The organism is Lacinutrix algicola, from assembly GCF_001418085.1.
GTDB classification, from domain to species: Bacteria; Bacteroidota; Bacteroidia; order Flavobacteriales; family Flavobacteriaceae; genus Lacinutrix; species Lacinutrix algicola.
The window spans coordinates 204,764-221,573 of the sequence record NZ_LIQH01000038.1 but is presented as its reverse complement, the minus strand read 5'-3'; the positions used below and the strand labels follow the sequence as shown (position 1 = coordinate 221,573).

Sequence of the window (16,810 nt, the reverse complement as noted above, 5' to 3'; positions counted from 1 at the left end):
TTATCAAGATGTTAAATTTTAACCATACTCGGTTTAACTTGTGAATAAAACCCATCAATACTACTCAAATTTGTAGAACAAAAGTCAAATCAAGTCAGACACTCTCATTCTAAAATTAAAGTAGAATGCTCGTTTCTTTCTACAAACAATTCTACTATGCCAACAAGTATTATTACAACAGACGATCTTCGAGATTTCAAACTAGACTTACTCGATGACATAAAAAAACTATTAAGCAAACAAGCACAAGGAAAGTTAAAGAAGTATCTAAAATCTTCTGAAGTTATGGATTTACTACAAATTAGTCCAGGCACACTACAAAACCTTCGAGTAAATGGAACACTTCCGTACACAAAAGTTGGTGGTATCATTTTTTACGATTCCGAAGAGATTCAAAAAGTAATGGATGATAATCGAGTGCATCATAAAATCGATTAATGATGTATGAATTATATAAAACATCTCAATGCTGTCTTTCAGAAATTCTTGACAGACTCCAGTTTAAATCCGCCCCATATAAGCCTTTATATGGCACTATTTCAACTTTGGAATTTAAATCGATTTCCAGAAGTGTTATACATAAACCGTCAAGAAATAATGAGGCTCTCAAAAATAGGCTCAAAAGCGACATACCATCGTTGCTTAAGGCAATTAAACGACTTAGAATACATCATTTATTTACCGTCACATAACCCATACAAAGGCAGTCAAGTTAAGATGCTCAAATTTGATACAAGTTATAATACAACTACTAGTACAAGTAATGAACAAGTTGTGAGACAAGCCTTAGTACCTAATATAAACAGTAATAAACAAATAGAAAACATAAATAAAACTAAGCTACCAAAAAATAAAAATAGTGTTATTGATTTTTTTAAAATGAATAAATGGCCAAATAACGAAGCTTTAAAATTCTACAATCATTATCAAGGAATTGGCTGGAAAATTGGTGGGAAAATAAAAATTGAAGATTGGCATGCCACAGCAGATAATTGGATGCTTAAAGCAAACGAATTTGAACCTGTAAACACAGTGTCTCAAATCAAGGACAACTTACGAACTAGTAAAAATAAAGATTATGATCAACCCTTGTAAAATAACCGAAGGTGGTAATATCTATTCATTAGGGGAATTTGATGGTAAAAACGTTGAATATAGTTTTCCTAAAATTCTAATCTATCTCAATGTTAAAGGAAAATTACTCTTTGGTAATCATTTTAAAATTTATGAAGAAGATCACGAAATCCTTTTAAAGTTATGCAATTATATTATTAGGGATGAAGCGAGTTGTAAGCATGATGGTATAGACATAAACAAAGGCATTCTGCTTTCTGGTCCTGTTGGTTGTGGTAAAACAAGCATCATGCGCTTATTAAAATTCATTGTTCCATTTCAACGACCATATATTTTAACACCCTCTAGAAATATTGTTTTTGGCTTTAATCACATTGGCTATAAAACCATCGAAGATTATGGTTGTAGACAGTTTTTCTGCTTCGATGATCTAGGCATAGAGCCAAAAGGAAGACACTACGGAAAGGACTGTAATGTAATGGGAGAAATACTCCTCTCTCGCTACGAACTATTCTTGAAACACAAAATAAAAACGCACGCTACAACCAACCTTAATGCTCAAGAACTAGAAGATGTATATGGCAATAGAGTAAGAAGTCGTATGCGTCAATTGTTTAACCTCATTGCTTTCGATAAAAATGCAACTGATAAACGTAAATAATTATGAAAATCGCAACATTTAATATTCAAAACCTCTTCCATAGAGATAAAAGCTTAATAGATAAGCCTTTTGGTAAAATGCTTTCAGACTGGATTAAAGAACTCGACACACTTATGCGAAAATCTAACAATTCTATTTTAGAGCAAGACCGCATTAGAGAATTATCGTTTCTTATTGGGTTCGAAAAATCGAGTCCAAAACCATACGCAGTACTCCGCAGAAAATCAGGATTTCTCTATATGAAAGGCTTACACCACTCCACAGAAACCAAAGCAAGTAATTTAACAGACTGGAATGGTTGGATAGAATTGCAAACACTGCCTATAAAACCAAGTGCGACAGATAATAAGGCAAAAGTTATTGCTGATGTAAATTCAGACATCTTGCTATTACATGAAGTGGAGGACAGAGCTTCGTTAGAAGAATTTAATCAAGAAATACTGCCAAAGTTTAATTGTAAACCATATGCTCAAAGTTTCGTTATACAAAGCAATGACATTAAAGGCTTAGAAACCGCTATTCTACTTCGTGAAGGCTACACCCTTAAAACTATAAAAACACATCTTATTGGTGGTTATAGTGACCAATTTCAACATCTTTTGGAATATGAAATCACCACACCTACATCTAAAAACTTATGGGTATTAGCAATATATTTAACCAACCATAATACGGATGAAAAAACCAACGTTGTAATACGTAAAAGCCAAATGATTAATATTGCTAAAATATATGAAGTACTTATTGCTGAAGGCAAAACCAATGTTATAATTACAGGAACATTTAATGCGCCATCGTATTGCGATTCGCTATCTCCATTAATTCAAGGAACCAATACAAAAGACATTACAAAACATCTTTCTTTTGAAGTCGATATTGATAAAGGAAACGATGCTAACTATTTCAGATTAGGAGCCTACAGAATGGGAGTAAATATCAAGCAGAAAGATTATATGTTGTTATCTCCAGCTCTATTTGATAAAATGAAAGATAGTGGCTTAAATCGTAAAGCGATGTGGCCAGAAAAACGTCCACAATGGACAACTTATAAATCTGTTACTAATAAAAATGTTGCTGCTAGTGAGCATCCTTTGGTTTGGGGAAATTTATTTACTTGATTTTATTTATCTCTTTAAAAGAAAAGTCTTTTAATGTATCATTTATAAAAACATGCAAACCATTTTTTATTTCCTCAATCTTATCATTTGACAAATGCTTTGCAATTGAGGGATGAAATAAAATTCTTAATTGTTTATAAAAAATAATCAGTCGATTGGAAGTTTCCAAAATAGAGTTGTAGCTTTCTTTTACCACAATTTTTTGAGGAATTAATATTTCATTCTTGTAATCTACATAAAACCCTGCATTTTTTAAATCATTAAATTTTTTAATGCCTTCAATCCTATTCATTGCATTACTAACATTTGATAACACAAATGCTGCATCAGATAAAAATTGTAATGTATTATTAAGCCATTTCTTTTTGGTGTTCGGAATTTGCTTTTTGATTTTTCTATTTTCCCACTTATCAATTGTTTCAAATAGAGACATCCCTGTTTCAATAAGCATTTAAAGTGAATGCCTTATTTCGTGGTTTTTAAAAAAGCCTTTAGCATCTTTAAGCAAATAAACTCTATATCCAATAGTATGTAATAATACCAGTATAGCTTTAATTATTTCTTCTGAACTCAAAATAAGTAATGAACTTGCGCTACTATATGATTTATTTATATCTGCTAATATTGAAGAATCAAACTTTAACTGTTTTGCATTTTCAAAAATATTAAGATGCAAACCTTTTGATTTTTCTTTGGATAAATTAATGAAGGTAATCTCTTGCATCGATTCAATTTATGTTTTATTTAAAAGGCTATATTCTATTATCCTTTCTTTTTTAAATTATTAAATACTTGCATTTTTAATCTCAACAATTCTTCTTTTTGTTCATCTAGTTGTTCCTCTAACTCATTAAACAACTTTTTTATTTTCTCTTTTTCCGTAACCTCTACTTCTTGACCGTCGTGAAAAGAAATTGTAATTTCCCTTATTGAATCTAAATATTCTACTACGCTTTTTTCGTCATCAGATAAAAAATCGCCATTTTCTTTAATCCAATCTTTATCTTTTTCTAAAAGCTCTTCACTTATCATTGCAATCAATGATTTACGATATATTCTTTCAGAATTGTTTTTTACTATTTCCAAAAAGCTAAGCCAACTTGAATTACTGTTCTTTAATCCTTTTTTTTTATCAAAAAACCTATGACGAATAAATGGGTGTTCATTTTTTTTGAGTAATGAAATAACATCGATTATTGGTTTTAACTTCTCAGTTGGTTTTTCAATTGGTAGCCCTTCTCTTTTTTTCCATATTTCTAATATTATATCGCAACATTCTTTCTGTAGTTTGCTTTTCTCTTCTTTGGACTCACACTTATCAATAGTATTGATTAATTCAGCTAGATAATGAGTCATCCATCTTGATAGCGTATTTACGGTATAAACTAATTCTAATTCTTTAATTAGTTTTTTACCTAACTTTAAAATTTGTTCCTCTGAGTGTTTTGACTGTTCCATTCGCTTTTAATAAATAAATTTTAGTATGCTCCCAAGGCTGTTTCCTATTGTCGCTCCTATATTGACTTTCCTTAAGTTGTTTGGTTATTTGACACTTTATAATCATATTCAAATTTATCTTTTTTAAAATTTTTAATATGAAATCAATATCAACTTTAAATATTTCTCCAGAACTTTCAATGTTTTTAATATCTCGATATCTACTATCACTTGTTTCATCCCAAAAATCTAATGAAGATACTTTATTATCATCTAGCTGAGCCATCTTTAAATCATCACTAAATTCAATTTGGAAAGCCTCTTGAATGTTTGTTCCAAAAGTAATAATACTTTTACCTGTTCTTTTCGCTAGAGAATCATGTTTGTCTAAACCATCATATATTGTGTCATTGACTTTCAACCAGCTTTTAAAGATGAAATCGTTATTCTTAACCTCAAAGCGCTCTCCATCGTTTTCTATCGGAAACGCATAATCATGTTGGTCTTCTGCACTCTGAAAAGCTCTTAATAATGCTTCAGAACCTTTGACTGAAACTAGAGCTGAACGAACATAGACCGTTTCACTATTATCTCCAATATGACGTGTAAAACCAGCGTGAGGAATAACAAACCGTTCATTATAAAATTCTGAAAAGCCTATTTCTTTATCGAATTTATCTTCGTGTATTGTATCTCTCCATTCTTTGTCAAATTTATCATATTCATTTTTCCAAAACTTATCTATTAATGGTAATGCGTCTCGTAAATCTGATGCCCAAAAATCATTCCAAGTGATAGTTTTAGATTTAAGCCAATAGTCCCAAGAATCATAATCATCATCGTCATCATAATATTTCACTAATTGAGGTTCTTTTTCCAACAACTCGTGCGCAGCACAAAACATAGCATGGTATTCAAAATAAGTATCTAAACTTTCAACTTGTGGATTGCTTCCATGTCTTTTATCCCTTAATCCCCAATCATAATTTCGTGTGTAATCATCTTTATTTATATCTCCAGTATATCCCCATTTTTCTACTATATACTTATCGGCTATATCTGCAACATCATATTCAGATAAATTAAAAATATCCCCAAGATTACTATACCAGTATGGTAAGACATCCATACCATCAAAATTAAATCTCCAACTTTTATCTGAAGTTGAGTTATATCTTCTTTGTTTTCTTGAATATGATTCTTCCTTTACTTTTTCAAATTTACTTACTAAAGCATTTTCAATTATTTCTTGTTCATCCTTATTGTAAATCTTATCATTATATTTTAATAAGTTCTGACAGGCTCTTTTAATAAAGAAGTTAATTAACACATGTGGTAATTCATCATTTTGAAGTTCTTTTATAAATTCCTTTTTTAAGTCAACAAGTTTTTCAGGTGCTTCTGCACTTATTCTGTCTATTGCAATCCAAAGATATAATTTGGCAGAAATCCAATAAAAAATGTATTCCTCATTCTGAAATGGACTACAATTGGTTTCATTTTGAGCTTTAATTAGATGTTTAAGAATACTTTTATTTCCAAGATTAACTAGATTCCTTATACTATGAATTGCTTCCCATCTTAGTTCTTTATCTGGCAAACCTAAATACAATCTTAAGACATTTGCAATAGCTTCATCTGTATTTGAAGGTGGTAGCAACTTATCATTCCATAAGCCATCTCTAAAATCAAACTTTATGTTTTTATTCCATCTGGCTAAAGCCCAACTAAAAATTTTGGTGTTATCATATTTAGTGAGTCTATGTTTAATTAAGAAAAATACGCTGTAAATAGACTCATCAGTTAATGCTTCTATTTTTTCTGGTAAAATTTTAAGAATGATTTCTCCTAACTGAATTTCATCAAAATCAAACATTTTAGCAAACTCTAACAATTTACCGATGCTAAGAGAATTTCCATAATCAAAATTCTCAAACCAGGTTAGAATAACATATCTAAACTTCTCTTTTTTCCATTGCTTTAAAGAGGAATAATAACTCCATTCTTCTAGTCGTTCTCTAATAGCATCTTCAAATGAATAGAAGCTCAAAAGCTCTGAGTCTATGTCCACAATTGCATCTAATTGTTTGATATAATCCTTAGGTTGGCAATTACTTTTTATATCTGATATAAAATTATCTATTTTCCATCTGTTAGAATAACTGTCGTTATTTTCGATTATAGTGCTAATAGCTTTTTCTAAATCTCTTGTAGAACTTACATCAATATCACTAAGGTCTATTTCATGAACAAATTTTTCTTTATCGAAATCATTTGAATATGTACTCTCTTTTTCATTTTCAATTGTTTTTCTAAAATTTAAGTATAATTCTATTTTTTGCACTATCTGCTTTTCAACAAATGCTCCTGACTTTATCGCATTGTAGATATGGTTTAATGTGCTTTTGTTTTTATGCAACAAGCAATCTCTATAAACGATTTCAACGAATTTAGTTTTACCAATTAAATCTCTTGATTCATCATATTTGGTTAAGATCATATCATAGAGTTCTATCGATTCCTCAGTATAATATTTATACTGATACATTGGAATTAATGAACCTGCAACAATATGATCAATCTTACCTTTCTTTAAAGAAAATTTTAAAATAGCTACAATATACTTAGACAAATTAATTACACCTCTATGATGCCATCTAGATGCTACTGTAAACATTGAATTAAAATTGATATCTGCAATTCCAAATAAGGCATTCTTGTAAGGAAAATGCTTTTTATCATAACCATCAAGCATGTAATCGCTGTATTCTGTAAACCTGGCATATTCATGGGCAAGATTAGGATCTGTTTTTTCAAAACCTATTTTTGCTAAATCTGACAAACAACTGATTTTTGAGAATGCTTCAAAATCAATTTCTTCTGTTGCTTGTATTGCTTCATTGAAGTAATACTTACCAGAATTAAAGTCTATTTTTCGGCTTAATAAAGCACATTTTATATAACTTTCTATTCTTTGTGATGAAGGGTTTGAACCAGTTTTAATCAATTCATCAATTTCACTTAGTATTTTGAGATTTCTATTTAGGAAAGCTTTTACGTGAATTGTTTCTTCAACAATCCAAAATCTCATTGCAATTTTGCTAGCGTTTCCATCGAAGGATGTAACAAGAAAATCTATTAAATCATTATTGCTAATTTTTACCGCAAAGTTGGATAGAAGACTAGCAAAATAATTTACTTTCTCTTTATAACTATGTCCGTTTTCGTACCTAAAATTATAATCTCCAGAAAAAGACTCGCAAATATTCCTAAACGTATTAGTCGCCTTTTCAACTGTAATTTTTTTAGATACAAAATCTATATTCAATTTAAAGATGGGTAGAATATGATTATAGAAGCTAATTAACTCTTTTTTCTGTCTTTCTAACGAGTTTTTCTTTTCATAATCCTCAATCTTATCTAGGTCATTAAATTTATCTGGAAGTAAACTATCGACCGATAATAACTCATCATCAAGAAAGGCATTTAAAGTTTTGATTTTTAAAAATAGATTTATTTTGTCTGCATCATCATCACTACCGTGTCTTCGATAAAAGCTAGGAATGTATTTTGGCAACTCATATTTAATATGTTTTAGAATACTACTTACCAATGATTTATCAATTTCATTAGATATTAATATCTCACAGAAATCAACTAATATTTGTCTAAATTTAATATTAAACTTAATTGTTTTTCGTGATAGAACTTTTTCAATTTCACTAGCTATAATATTTAGTTCAAAATGTTGATACATCCCATATTTATAGGACTTAGTAATAACAAATATCTTGGCATCAATCCTTAATGGTTCTATTTTAAACCATTTATTAATTTCTGTTTTATTACTGAAGAAAAATATGCTCTCAATTAAATAATTCCCTCCAGATAATCTAACCTCTCTAGGTGTCCAACTATTAATTGAGCTCAATGCTTCGTCAACACCTACTAATCTCAAAACTGCTTCTGTGTAATAAGCTATATCCTTACTAGAAATAGGATATTTATGTAATTCATTTTTTTTAACAGAATTACTTCTCCAGTTAAGCCATTCTTTAGCTGTTTTTAAATGTTTCAAAGCAACATTATGATTCTTTATCTCTCTTGAATACACACCTGCTAATTTCATGTGAAATGAGCCAGCCCATGATTTTTCATCTGAATTAAGTTTCAGTTTATTAAGCGAAGTATCATCTCCAAATTCAGACACCAAATCAGGATAATCAATTAATAATGCAGTTAAGGCTTTCTCCTTTTTAGCTTCTTCGGCAGCTATAAATATGAGTTTAAAATAAGTTAAATTATCATCAACACCATTAGCCACTTTCATTGCCAATCTCGTTCTACTTATATAAGTTGCTCTATTTTTTATTGGGTCCTCTGGAAGTAATAAAAACTTTCTTTCTAGAACTATATCCTTTAATAATTGATTTTGTTTTGACTGAAATAGTAAGTTGCCCAAATTAACGGAAGCATAACTATCATTATCTGCCTTTTCAAGAAAAATTTCAGTTATTTGAGTTAACCTTTGTTGACTTAATGAATAATTATCTCGAATATAATTTTCAAAATCTTCATCTCGGAATTCAAAACTATTATTTTCATATATAAGACCAGTCCAGACTTCAGATGATATATCTAATAGAAAACTTTGACTAACATTTAATATGTCTGACAAATAGTTAATTGGAACAGGTCTTGGCAATCCAATCAAAAGACTAAAAAAATCATCAATAATTATTTTCTCTTTATTGGACACCTTTTTTTTGGCTTCTTTTATTTTATCAAGAATGAGTAACTCTACTGTTTTTCCGTTTGGCTTTAAAAAATTTATTACTTCTTTTATACCTTTCTTCTTCAAATCGATTGAATAAAATTGAGCTCTTGGTATGCCATAAGTGTATTTATGAAATTCTATAATTTCTTTGTCTGAAATATCTTGGAAGTATATTTTTATAAATTGAGTTGTTTCTTCTAGACTAAATGGCTCTAACTCAATATCGATATAATCTTCAGGTAAGTTAAGTGACTCTTTTCGATGTGTCCTGGTAGTCACAATTAAATTACACCCAGAAGGTATATCCATATTTAGAATATCTTGCACAAAGCTTTTTTCTCCATTATTGCTAGCTGCCGTTATACTATTATCTGCTGCATCGATAATAATAGTAAGTGTAGCATTAACATCTCTTTGCTTTAGAATTTCTACAGCGTGTACAATTCTTTTTTTGAATTCTTTTACATAAACATCACTCTGTAAGGGGAAATGTGCTATCAAAAAATCTGTTCCTATTCTTTTTGCAATATCGTTTGATATATGAGTTAAGGCATTCTTGTGTAAATGTCTATTATCTTCAGCATTTTGATATGAACCAGAACCATAGCAATCAAAGGTTATACATTCATTTTTATCTGATAGGTTTTTTTGTATTTGTTGAATTATAGTGGATTTTCCAATCCCAGCACCACCATGAATGCAGATTGGAAGAAAATTCGTATTTGCAGCTATCTTAGAATATATTGATTCTAATTGCTCTCTCAAAATACTATTCTTATTATTCTCCAAACTTTGGGAAACAGGAAATAAATTTTCGATACTACCATCGTTAAATCCTAAATTTGCGATAACATCAATTAGCGTAATTTTTCTCCTACTTCTAGCTTCTGGCATCATTTTATCAAAAACTAAATCTCGCAATTGATTGTATTGGATTTTCGAATTATATCTTGTTCTAGGAATATCTTTATATAGTTGAATTTTCAGATTAAGTCTTGAATCTACACCACAATCATCTAAATCAAGCACCCTTACAAAATCAGTAAACTCTGTTGCTTTTAATCTGGAAGCTAAAAATAATTTTTTTAATGAATCACTATTTTCGGGATTATCCTTAAGTACCGCATTAAAGCTTACTTTACCCTTCTTTTTAAGAAGATAAGTTTTAATAGTATTAATCGATTTAAGGTGATTAGGGTTAAATTTTCTATTAGAGACTAACTTTATATGTACTTTTTTCAAAACTGACTCTCTGCCGAATTCATCAAAATAAATCTTGAATATATCGGCTAACCTATGAATTAATGAACTTTCAGTAGATTTACTTTTCTTGCCTATATATAATTCGCCAATTGTGTAATTCTTATTTCTTCTAAGTGTACTATATTTTAGTTGTGAGATAACAACCTTTTCTGCTTCAATATAATTATCTGCACCATAATATTCACTTAAATCAACTCCTAGTAAATTTTTACCAGTTGGATCCAACTGTACTGATTCAGACAATTCAACTCCTTCAATGTTGATTGCTTTTATTCCTAAATCGTCAAAATTTAATAATTCTAAAGATTTCTTTATTGTCCAAAGAATATGAAAATCATCTCCAGCACTTGATAAATCTGCATCTGGCACCTGTTTAATATGTCCTTTACCCATTTAATCTTTTAAATAATTGATTAAAATAAGATATTTTAATAGTATTCTAAGGTTAAATCTAATTAAAATAAGATATTTTTTAAATCTTACATTTCTGAAATATTTCACTAAATAAAAATTTAATTATTTCCTTCAGACTTTTCACTATAGCAATCATTAACTCACTCATAACCCTAAATATTTGAAAGTAGATTGCAATATCACAAGCGCAATAGCCTCATGAGATTTCTCCTTAGACAAGTATATAGCTTCATCTGTTTGAGACAAAAACCCAAGTTCTAACAAAACCGTTGCACTTCCTTTACGACTATCACGTAACACCTGAAAATCAACATATTTCAAACCGCGATTTTTAATACCCAATAGGTCTGCTAATCCTTTTTGAATGGTAAACCCTAAATAAGCAGACTCTTCTGCTTGCACTTCACTTTTAGGGTGAATATAGACTTCTGTTCCTGCTGCATTTCGGTTAATTGCTTGGTTGCAATGTATGGAGATAAACACATCTGCTTTTAGTTTCTTAGCGAGTTTTGTTCTATCTCCTAGAGAAACCAAAGTATCTGTATATCGCGTAAGATATAACTCCAACGGGTTCTTTAAAACTGTATTATTGAGTACTAGTATTTTTGAGGCAATACTTAGAACAATGTCTTTTTCTTTTGTGTTATTTATTGAAACTGCTCCAGAATCTATTCCTCCATGACCTGGATCAATAATTACAATTCTGTTTTTGCTTTCATTTAAGCCTTTTTGAGCAATAGAAGTGTTCAAAAATGTAATGCTTATAAATAGCGTTAAAATGTGGTGTACTGTTTTCATAATTAAAATTTTAGTTTACACAAAATGCAACGATTTCATTCTTTCCATAAGAATCTTCCAAAATTTAACACTGCACTACGTTAAATTTTAAAGTATGTCAATCATAAACATCCAATCATAATAGATTTCGTAAAGTTTTAATAACAAATGCCTTAACAGGCTAAATCGAATCCTTATGAAAAAATCAATTCTTATGCTCATCGCATTACTATTTGTAACCGCTTCTAGCTTTGCTCAAATTGGAGGTATTGAAGACTCCGTAGATGATGTTTCTGACACCATTAGAGCCATCTTCCCAATTATATTGGGTGTTATCTTCTTAATTGGGTTTCTATTTAATGCTGGACACTTCTTTGGAGAAAACGCAGATCTTAAAAAAGGAATTACTCGTGTTTTAGTCTTTGTGCTTATTGCTGGTGCAGTAGTCGGAATCTTTACTTACTTAATCTCAATCGTAGTATAATGAACCCTTAAGGAAGGTCTTATTAAAAGCACATTATGAAGAAGTTCGAAATTTATAAAAACATACGAAAACGGGCAATGATTTTTGGATTGCCTGTTTCGTTATTTGCCTTAATGATGATTGCTGTTATAGCATCCCTTTTGGTTATTATTTTCTCGTTTGGCTTCATTACTATCATTGGCATATTTGTTTTTAATGCAGTGTTATATGTTGGCTTATCAAAGTTTACTCATAACCCGCAACTACTTCAGTTTTCAAAAGTATTCCCAAAAATAATTAGTAACAAAAAAACATCTGCACTCCATTATGAATAAGATAAATCTAGCGTCCTATCATCCTATTGTGGACATTCAAGACAATGTTATATTTGCTAATAATGGCAATGTAGTGCTATGTTATAAAGGTGTGTTACCAGAAATCTATTCATTATCTGAAAAGGATTTTGAAGACATGCACGCTGCTTGGTTTCAAGCTATAAAATCCTTACCTACTGGTTGCGTTGTACATAAACAAGACATCTACCTCAAGCAGAATTATTCGTCAAATGATTTACCAAATACTACCTTTTTAGAAAAGGCAACACACGAACATTTTAAAGGTCGTGAGTTTATAGAGCATCGAAGTTACCTCTTCTTCATTTTAACTAAAAACAATGCGCTTAATAATAGTAAGTTTACTAACCCATTTCGGAAAATATCAAAAAGTATTTTACGAGAAATGGATGAGACTGTAAATAGTTTTATTGGTTCGGTAAGTGATTCGGTTTCTTTTATAAATAACAGTCGTAAAATAGAATTTATTCCGCTTGAAGCGAAAGAAATACAACAGCTTACTAATAACTATTTTAATGGTTTTAATGAAGGCTTTGATACTGATATTGTATTAGATAAATCGAACGCTAATATAGGTGAGCATTATTTTGATGCTTTAGCAGTAAATAGTGAATTGTGTTTTGGAGAAAGTGTACAAACCAGTAAAACCAATGAACGTTTTACGTCAGACGATTTTGTGTTTCATCAAGGATTTATTGATGGCATTGGCTTAACACTCAACAAGAATCATATCGTTAATCAAATCATTTACCTAGATGATAAACAGAAGTGGCGCAAACAACTAGATAAAAAGGTAGAAGAACTTAATAAGAGTTCAAATTTTGGTTCACAAAATAAAGTAGTATTAAAAAAGATTGAGCATATTCTAGCTAAGATTAATGCTGATGACCATGCTCGTGTCATTCGTGGACACCTCAACATTATCTTTTGGGATAAAAAAGCTAAAAATCTAGAACGCATTGCTTCTAAAATTAAAACAGAATTTAAAGAGATTGATATTATTCCCTACTATCCAAGAGGTGAAGAACGCAAAAATTATATCTTAAATAGTTATTGCTGCTTTGCTTCCAATTTTTCTAATGAAGATTTGTATGTAACTGATTTAAAACATGCCTTATGTCTGTTAATAAATAACAGTAATTACAAATCTGATGCTACTGGAATTATATTTAATGATCGTGAACATAACATTCCTGTTCTCAAAGATGTTTGGGATGATAAAAAGAAACGTATTAAGGCACGAAACTTTGCCATTTTCGCACCTACAGGTGAAGGTAAATCCTTTTTAGCTAATAATATTTTACGTCAGTATTTTGAAAGTGGTGTTCGTTTGGTCATTATCGATTTGGGAGGTTCTTACACTAAATTTGCTAAACTCTATCCAGAACAATATACCGTTTTACGGTATGAAAGTGGAAAGAATTTAGGCATCAATCCTTTTTATATTAGTGATGTAAATGATTTAACTCCTGAACGACTTGAAGATTTATCGGTTTTCTTGTTCGAATTATTCACTTCAGATATTAAAGTCACTAAAGCTGAATCCGTTTCTGTAAAAAAAATTCTACATTATTACTATACTGAAGTTTCATCAAACCATTCACTAAACAGTTTTTACGCGTTTATTGAATTTAAACAAGACACACTTTTAAAAGAATTAAAGATTCATCCAGACTATTTTAATATTACAAATTTTCTACACATTATGTCTGAATATGTTGGTAGCGGCTTATATAGTTTTTTATTCGAAGTCAGCGAAGACCAAACCTACAAAATAGAAGACAAACGATTAATCGTTTTTGAACTTGATGAAGTAAAGGATAATAAGGAGATATTGTCTGTAATGCTTAAACTTATTAAGTCTGCAATTCAAAGAACTATTTGGAAAAATCGTGCTGAAAAAGGCATCATTCTATTTGACGAGTTTGCAAAGCAATTAAAGTTTGATAATGTACTAGAAAGCGTAGAATTCTATTACCAAGCCATCAGAAAACAAAATGGTGCCATTGGTATTATTCTACAGTCGATTAATCAGTTGCCTGACAATTCTACCTCAGCAAGTATCCTAGAAAACACACAGGTTATTTATAGCTTAAACAACGAAAAAGGTTATGATGAGCTGCAGAAACGTTTAAACCTCTCTAGTCACGATTTAAATCAGTTAAAATCTATCAAAAACAATCTAACAGGACCTAAAAAATACACCGAAATGTTTATAAAAATTGGTAAAGAGAGTAACATCTTTCGTTTGGAAGTTCCGAAGAAAGTATTTGCAGCTTACCTAACCGATGGTACTGAAAACGAAGAAATAATGAAGCTTTACGAGAAGTATCAAAATATGGAAAAAGCAATCACTGAATATTCATCTTAAAACAAAAAATATTATGAAACGCAAAATCAAAATTCTAGTAATGGCAATTGCCTTAGTATTAATGATACCTAGTCAAGCAAAAGCACAAGGCATGCCTGTTTATGACAACACTAACTTTGTTAGTCTTGTGAAATCACTTATTGAGTCTGCAAAGCAGACATCCCAACTTGTAAAATCTGTTAAGTTTTTAAAAGAAGCCAAGGAAAGTATTGAGAAAGTAAATAATGTAATACAGCAGTTAAAAGCTGTGGAACATATAGGACAAAATCACGCCGAACTTTTTAGTGTGATGCAATCGGACTTAAACAATATTCTCAGTTCTCCTTACATCAAAGTTGAAGAGGTAGATCAGATTACAAACTCGTTTAATGCAATTGTCGAAAACTCTTTGGATACAGTTGACTTTATAAGTGAAATACTATCTAGCGACAATCTTAAAATGACAGATGGAGAACGCGCAAAAGTGCTAAAAGACAAAGAACAAGAATCTGCTCAAATGGTCTCAGATATTAATAGAAAAACAAAGCGTTATCGTGGTATTATTTCTTTCAGAAAAATGCAAGACAAAATTAATAATCGCGAAACAGACTATTAAAAATGACCACAACTTTCCTTTTAGGTTTTGGGCTAGAATATATTGATGCTGTTTTTCAGACAATACAAGCTAGCGACTTCTCGCAATACACCATTGCAGGAATGAAAACACTTGCGGTACTGTTTTTTCTTATTAATATTCTTAAAAAATATAATGAAGGTATTGCGGACAAAGATGGTTATACTTGGGGATTGAGTCCGGGAGAACTCGCAAAGAATTTCGCTATCGTTCTCCTGGTTATCTTCTCAACACAAATACTCAGTTTTTTTGATGGTATTCTACTTGCAATTGAAAGTCAATATCGTAATACTGCTCCTGCCCTATTACCATTACAAATGCAAGACATACCAATAGATGAGGATATTGGTTTTTTAGAGGCTGCACAAGCTGCTATGGCTTTATTATATGAAGCATTAATAACACCTTTGTATGGATGGAATATTCTTGCTTTTATAGTGAGTCTATTTCTATGGATTTTAGACTTGTTTATTTATCCTTTATTTCTAGCAGAACGCTATTTCTTATTAGGAATAATGCAAGCATTTTTCCCTTTGGTTTTGAGCCTTGCAGTATTTGAGAAGTTTAGGTCTATGGCTTATAATTTCTTCAAACTCTATGCTGCTGTTTATATGTTAGTACCTGCATTCTTTTTAGTGAATGTATTTGTCAATGCCATTTACACCGAAATAAACACCAGCTTTTGGGTAGACCTATTTGGTACAGATGTAGGTAGTGACTTTTTTGCTCCTGTGGTGCAATTAGGTTCTGTGATATTTATAGTCTTTCTAAAGTTCAAACTCTATAAACGAGCAACCACATTTACTTTCAAACTATTCACAGGCTAAGCCAAATTTCATGTTATGAAAACATCTTACAAAAACATATATACCGTTTTAAAAATCAATCGATTCATTGTACTCGCAGTTGTTATCTGCTCATTAGGCACAAGCGCCTTTAGTGGTTGGATTGTTTACGACACACATAAAAAAGCACTAAACAGCTCCTTTGCAATAAATACTGATGGTACTGTAATTCCCCTAAAGTGGGTAGTTCAAAAAGAGAATTTTAAAATTGAAGCTTTAGCTCATTTAGAGCTGTTTCATTCCCATTTCTATAACATAGATGCAAGTAACTACGAAAAGAACTTAGAGAAATCATTATGGCTTGGTAACAGCTCTGTAGATAACTTGTATCGTCAGAAAAAGGCAGATGGTGTGTATAACAGATTACTTCAATACTCTCTTGTTCAGAAAGTACTTAGCATAGAATCAGAATTAAATATTCAAGGCGAAAACTATGCCTTTAAAACAATAACCGTTTTTGAAATTAATCGTGGTACTATAGTCGATACTTATGAACTTGTTTCATCAGGAAACCTAATTGTTGTAGACCGCAACTATCCTAAAAACACACACGGACTTTTAATTACAAACTATTTTGAAAATACCTTAAAGAAAATCAATTATGAAAATCAAAACCCATAATGGACATTTAAAAAATCATTCTT

The 16,810-nt window shown here is 30.5% G+C and carries 13 protein-coding genes and 1 pseudogene; 10 read left to right on the top strand and 4 right to left on the bottom strand.

Annotated elements, in window-relative coordinates; translation table 11 throughout:
• Nucleotides 1-156 precede the first annotated feature (156 nt).
• The 4 genes from ASC41_RS10855 (at nt 157) to ASC41_RS10840 (ending at nt 2,853) form a co-directional block, all read left to right on the top strand.
• Nucleotides 157-438, top strand: a complete 282-nt coding sequence (locus tag ASC41_RS10855) for a helix-turn-helix domain-containing protein (protein ID WP_055436664.1) — start codon at nt 157-159, stop codon at nt 436-438.
• Nucleotides 439-528: 90 nt separating this feature from the next.
• Entirely contained in the window at nt 529-1,095 is a 567-nt protein-coding gene (locus ASC41_RS10850; protein ID WP_338034476.1) for a hypothetical protein, read from the top strand.
• Nucleotides 1,079-1,735 carry a P-loop NTPase family protein gene (locus tag ASC41_RS10845; RefSeq protein WP_055436663.1) on the top strand — a complete coding sequence of 219 codons (657 nt, stop codon included), beginning with the start codon at nt 1,079-1,081 and terminating at the stop codon, nt 1,733-1,735. Before ASC41_RS10850 ends, ASC41_RS10845 begins: the two co-directional genes overlap by 17 nt.
• Before the next feature lie 2 nt (nt 1,736-1,737).
• On the top strand, nt 1,738-2,853 hold the full coding sequence (locus ASC41_RS10840; protein ID WP_055436662.1) for an exonuclease/endonuclease/phosphatase family protein: 1,116 nt from the start codon (nt 1,738-1,740) through the stop codon (nt 2,851-2,853).
• On the opposite strand, the pseudogene ASC41_RS17160 reads toward ASC41_RS10840, so the two are convergent.
• The 4 genes and pseudogenes from ASC41_RS17160 to ASC41_RS10815 form a co-directional block, all read right to left on the bottom strand.
• Nucleotides 2,846-3,577: pseudogene (locus ASC41_RS17160) on the bottom strand (AbiV family abortive infection protein). The gene ASC41_RS10840 and the pseudogene ASC41_RS17160 sit on opposite strands and share 8 nt — an antisense overlap.
• A 38-nt stretch (nt 3,578-3,615) precedes the next feature.
• Nucleotides 3,616-4,311, bottom strand: coding sequence for a hypothetical protein (locus ASC41_RS10825; protein WP_055436659.1), 696 nt, complete (start codon nt 4,309-4,311; stop codon nt 3,616-3,618).
• Nucleotides 4,265-10,723 (bottom strand): NACHT domain-containing protein, encoded by a 6,459-nt coding sequence (locus ASC41_RS10820; RefSeq protein WP_055436658.1) that lies wholly within the window; start codon nt 10,721-10,723, stop codon nt 4,265-4,267. The genes ASC41_RS10825 and ASC41_RS10820 overlap by 47 nt, the downstream gene beginning before the upstream one ends.
• Nucleotides 10,724-10,888: 165 nt before the next feature.
• Nucleotides 10,889-11,542: an N-acetylmuramoyl-L-alanine amidase family protein gene (locus ASC41_RS10815; RefSeq protein WP_055436657.1), complete on the bottom strand. Its 654-nt coding sequence runs from the start codon at nt 11,540-11,542 to the stop codon at nt 10,889-10,891.
• A gap of 175 nt (nt 11,543-11,717) precedes the next feature.
• Between ASC41_RS10815 and ASC41_RS10810 the strand changes: the two genes are divergently transcribed.
• The 6 genes from ASC41_RS10810 to ASC41_RS10785 are packed head-to-tail and all read left to right on the top strand — an operon-like array spanning nt 11,718 to nt 16,787.
• Complete coding sequence (locus ASC41_RS10810) at nt 11,718-12,005, top strand: hypothetical protein (protein ID WP_055436656.1); 288 nt, start codon at nt 11,718-11,720, stop codon at nt 12,003-12,005.
• Between the two features lie 35 nt (nt 12,006-12,040).
• Nucleotides 12,041-12,319, top strand: a complete 279-nt coding sequence (locus tag ASC41_RS10805; RefSeq protein ID WP_055436655.1) for a hypothetical protein — start codon at nt 12,041-12,043, stop codon at nt 12,317-12,319.
• On the top strand, nt 12,312-14,708 hold the full coding sequence (locus ASC41_RS10800) for a TraG family conjugative transposon ATPase (RefSeq protein ID WP_055436654.1): 2,397 nt from the start codon (nt 12,312-12,314) through the stop codon (nt 14,706-14,708). Before ASC41_RS10805 ends, ASC41_RS10800 begins: the two co-directional genes overlap by 8 nt.
• Before the next feature lie 13 nt (nt 14,709-14,721).
• The gene (locus tag ASC41_RS10795; RefSeq protein WP_055436653.1) at nt 14,722-15,303 is read left to right on the top strand and encodes a TrbJ/VirB5 family protein; all 582 of its coding nucleotides are present in this window, start codon (nt 14,722-14,724) and stop codon (nt 15,301-15,303) included.
• A gap of 2 nt (nt 15,304-15,305) precedes the next feature.
• Nucleotides 15,306-16,148, top strand: coding sequence for a hypothetical protein (locus ASC41_RS10790; RefSeq protein ID WP_055436652.1), 843 nt, complete (start codon nt 15,306-15,308; stop codon nt 16,146-16,148).
• 15 nt (nt 16,149-16,163) lie between these two features.
• Nucleotides 16,164-16,787 carry a hypothetical protein gene (locus tag ASC41_RS10785; RefSeq protein ID WP_055436651.1) on the top strand — a complete coding sequence of 208 codons (624 nt, stop codon included), beginning with the start codon at nt 16,164-16,166 and terminating at the stop codon, nt 16,785-16,787.
• Nucleotides 16,788-16,810 lie beyond the last annotated feature (23 nt).

Excerpts from the sequence above, each read along its gene's own strand:
- ASC41_RS10855 (WP_055436664.1), top strand. The coding sequence starts at position 157 with ATGCCAACAAGTATTATTACAACAGACGATCTTCGAGATTTCAAACTA.
- ASC41_RS10850 (WP_338034476.1), top strand. The coding sequence starts at position 529 with ATGGCACTATTTCAACTTTGGAATTTAAATCGATTTCCAGAAGTGTTA.
- ASC41_RS10845 (WP_055436663.1), top strand. The coding sequence starts at position 1,079 with ATGATCAACCCTTGTAAAATAACCGAAGGTGGTAATATCTATTCATTA.
- ASC41_RS10840 (WP_055436662.1), top strand. The coding sequence starts at position 1,738 with ATGAAAATCGCAACATTTAATATTCAAAACCTCTTCCATAGAGATAAA.
- ASC41_RS10825 (WP_055436659.1), bottom strand. The coding sequence starts at position 4,311 with ATGGAACAGTCAAAACACTCAGAGGAACAAATTTTAAAGTTAGGTAAA.
- ASC41_RS10820 (WP_055436658.1), bottom strand. The coding sequence starts at position 10,723 with ATGGGTAAAGGACATATTAAACAGGTGCCAGATGCAGATTTATCAAGT.
- ASC41_RS10815 (WP_055436657.1), bottom strand. The coding sequence starts at position 11,542 with ATGAAAACAGTACACCACATTTTAACGCTATTTATAAGCATTACATTT.
- ASC41_RS10810 (WP_055436656.1), top strand. The coding sequence starts at position 11,718 with ATGAAAAAATCAATTCTTATGCTCATCGCATTACTATTTGTAACCGCT.
- ASC41_RS10805 (WP_055436655.1), top strand. The coding sequence starts at position 12,041 with ATGAAGAAGTTCGAAATTTATAAAAACATACGAAAACGGGCAATGATT.
- ASC41_RS10800 (WP_055436654.1), top strand. The coding sequence starts at position 12,312 with ATGAATAAGATAAATCTAGCGTCCTATCATCCTATTGTGGACATTCAA.
- ASC41_RS10795 (WP_055436653.1), top strand. The coding sequence starts at position 14,722 with ATGAAACGCAAAATCAAAATTCTAGTAATGGCAATTGCCTTAGTATTA.
- ASC41_RS10790 (WP_055436652.1), top strand. The coding sequence starts at position 15,306 with ATGACCACAACTTTCCTTTTAGGTTTTGGGCTAGAATATATTGATGCT.
- ASC41_RS10785 (WP_055436651.1), top strand. The coding sequence starts at position 16,164 with ATGAAAACATCTTACAAAAACATATATACCGTTTTAAAAATCAATCGA.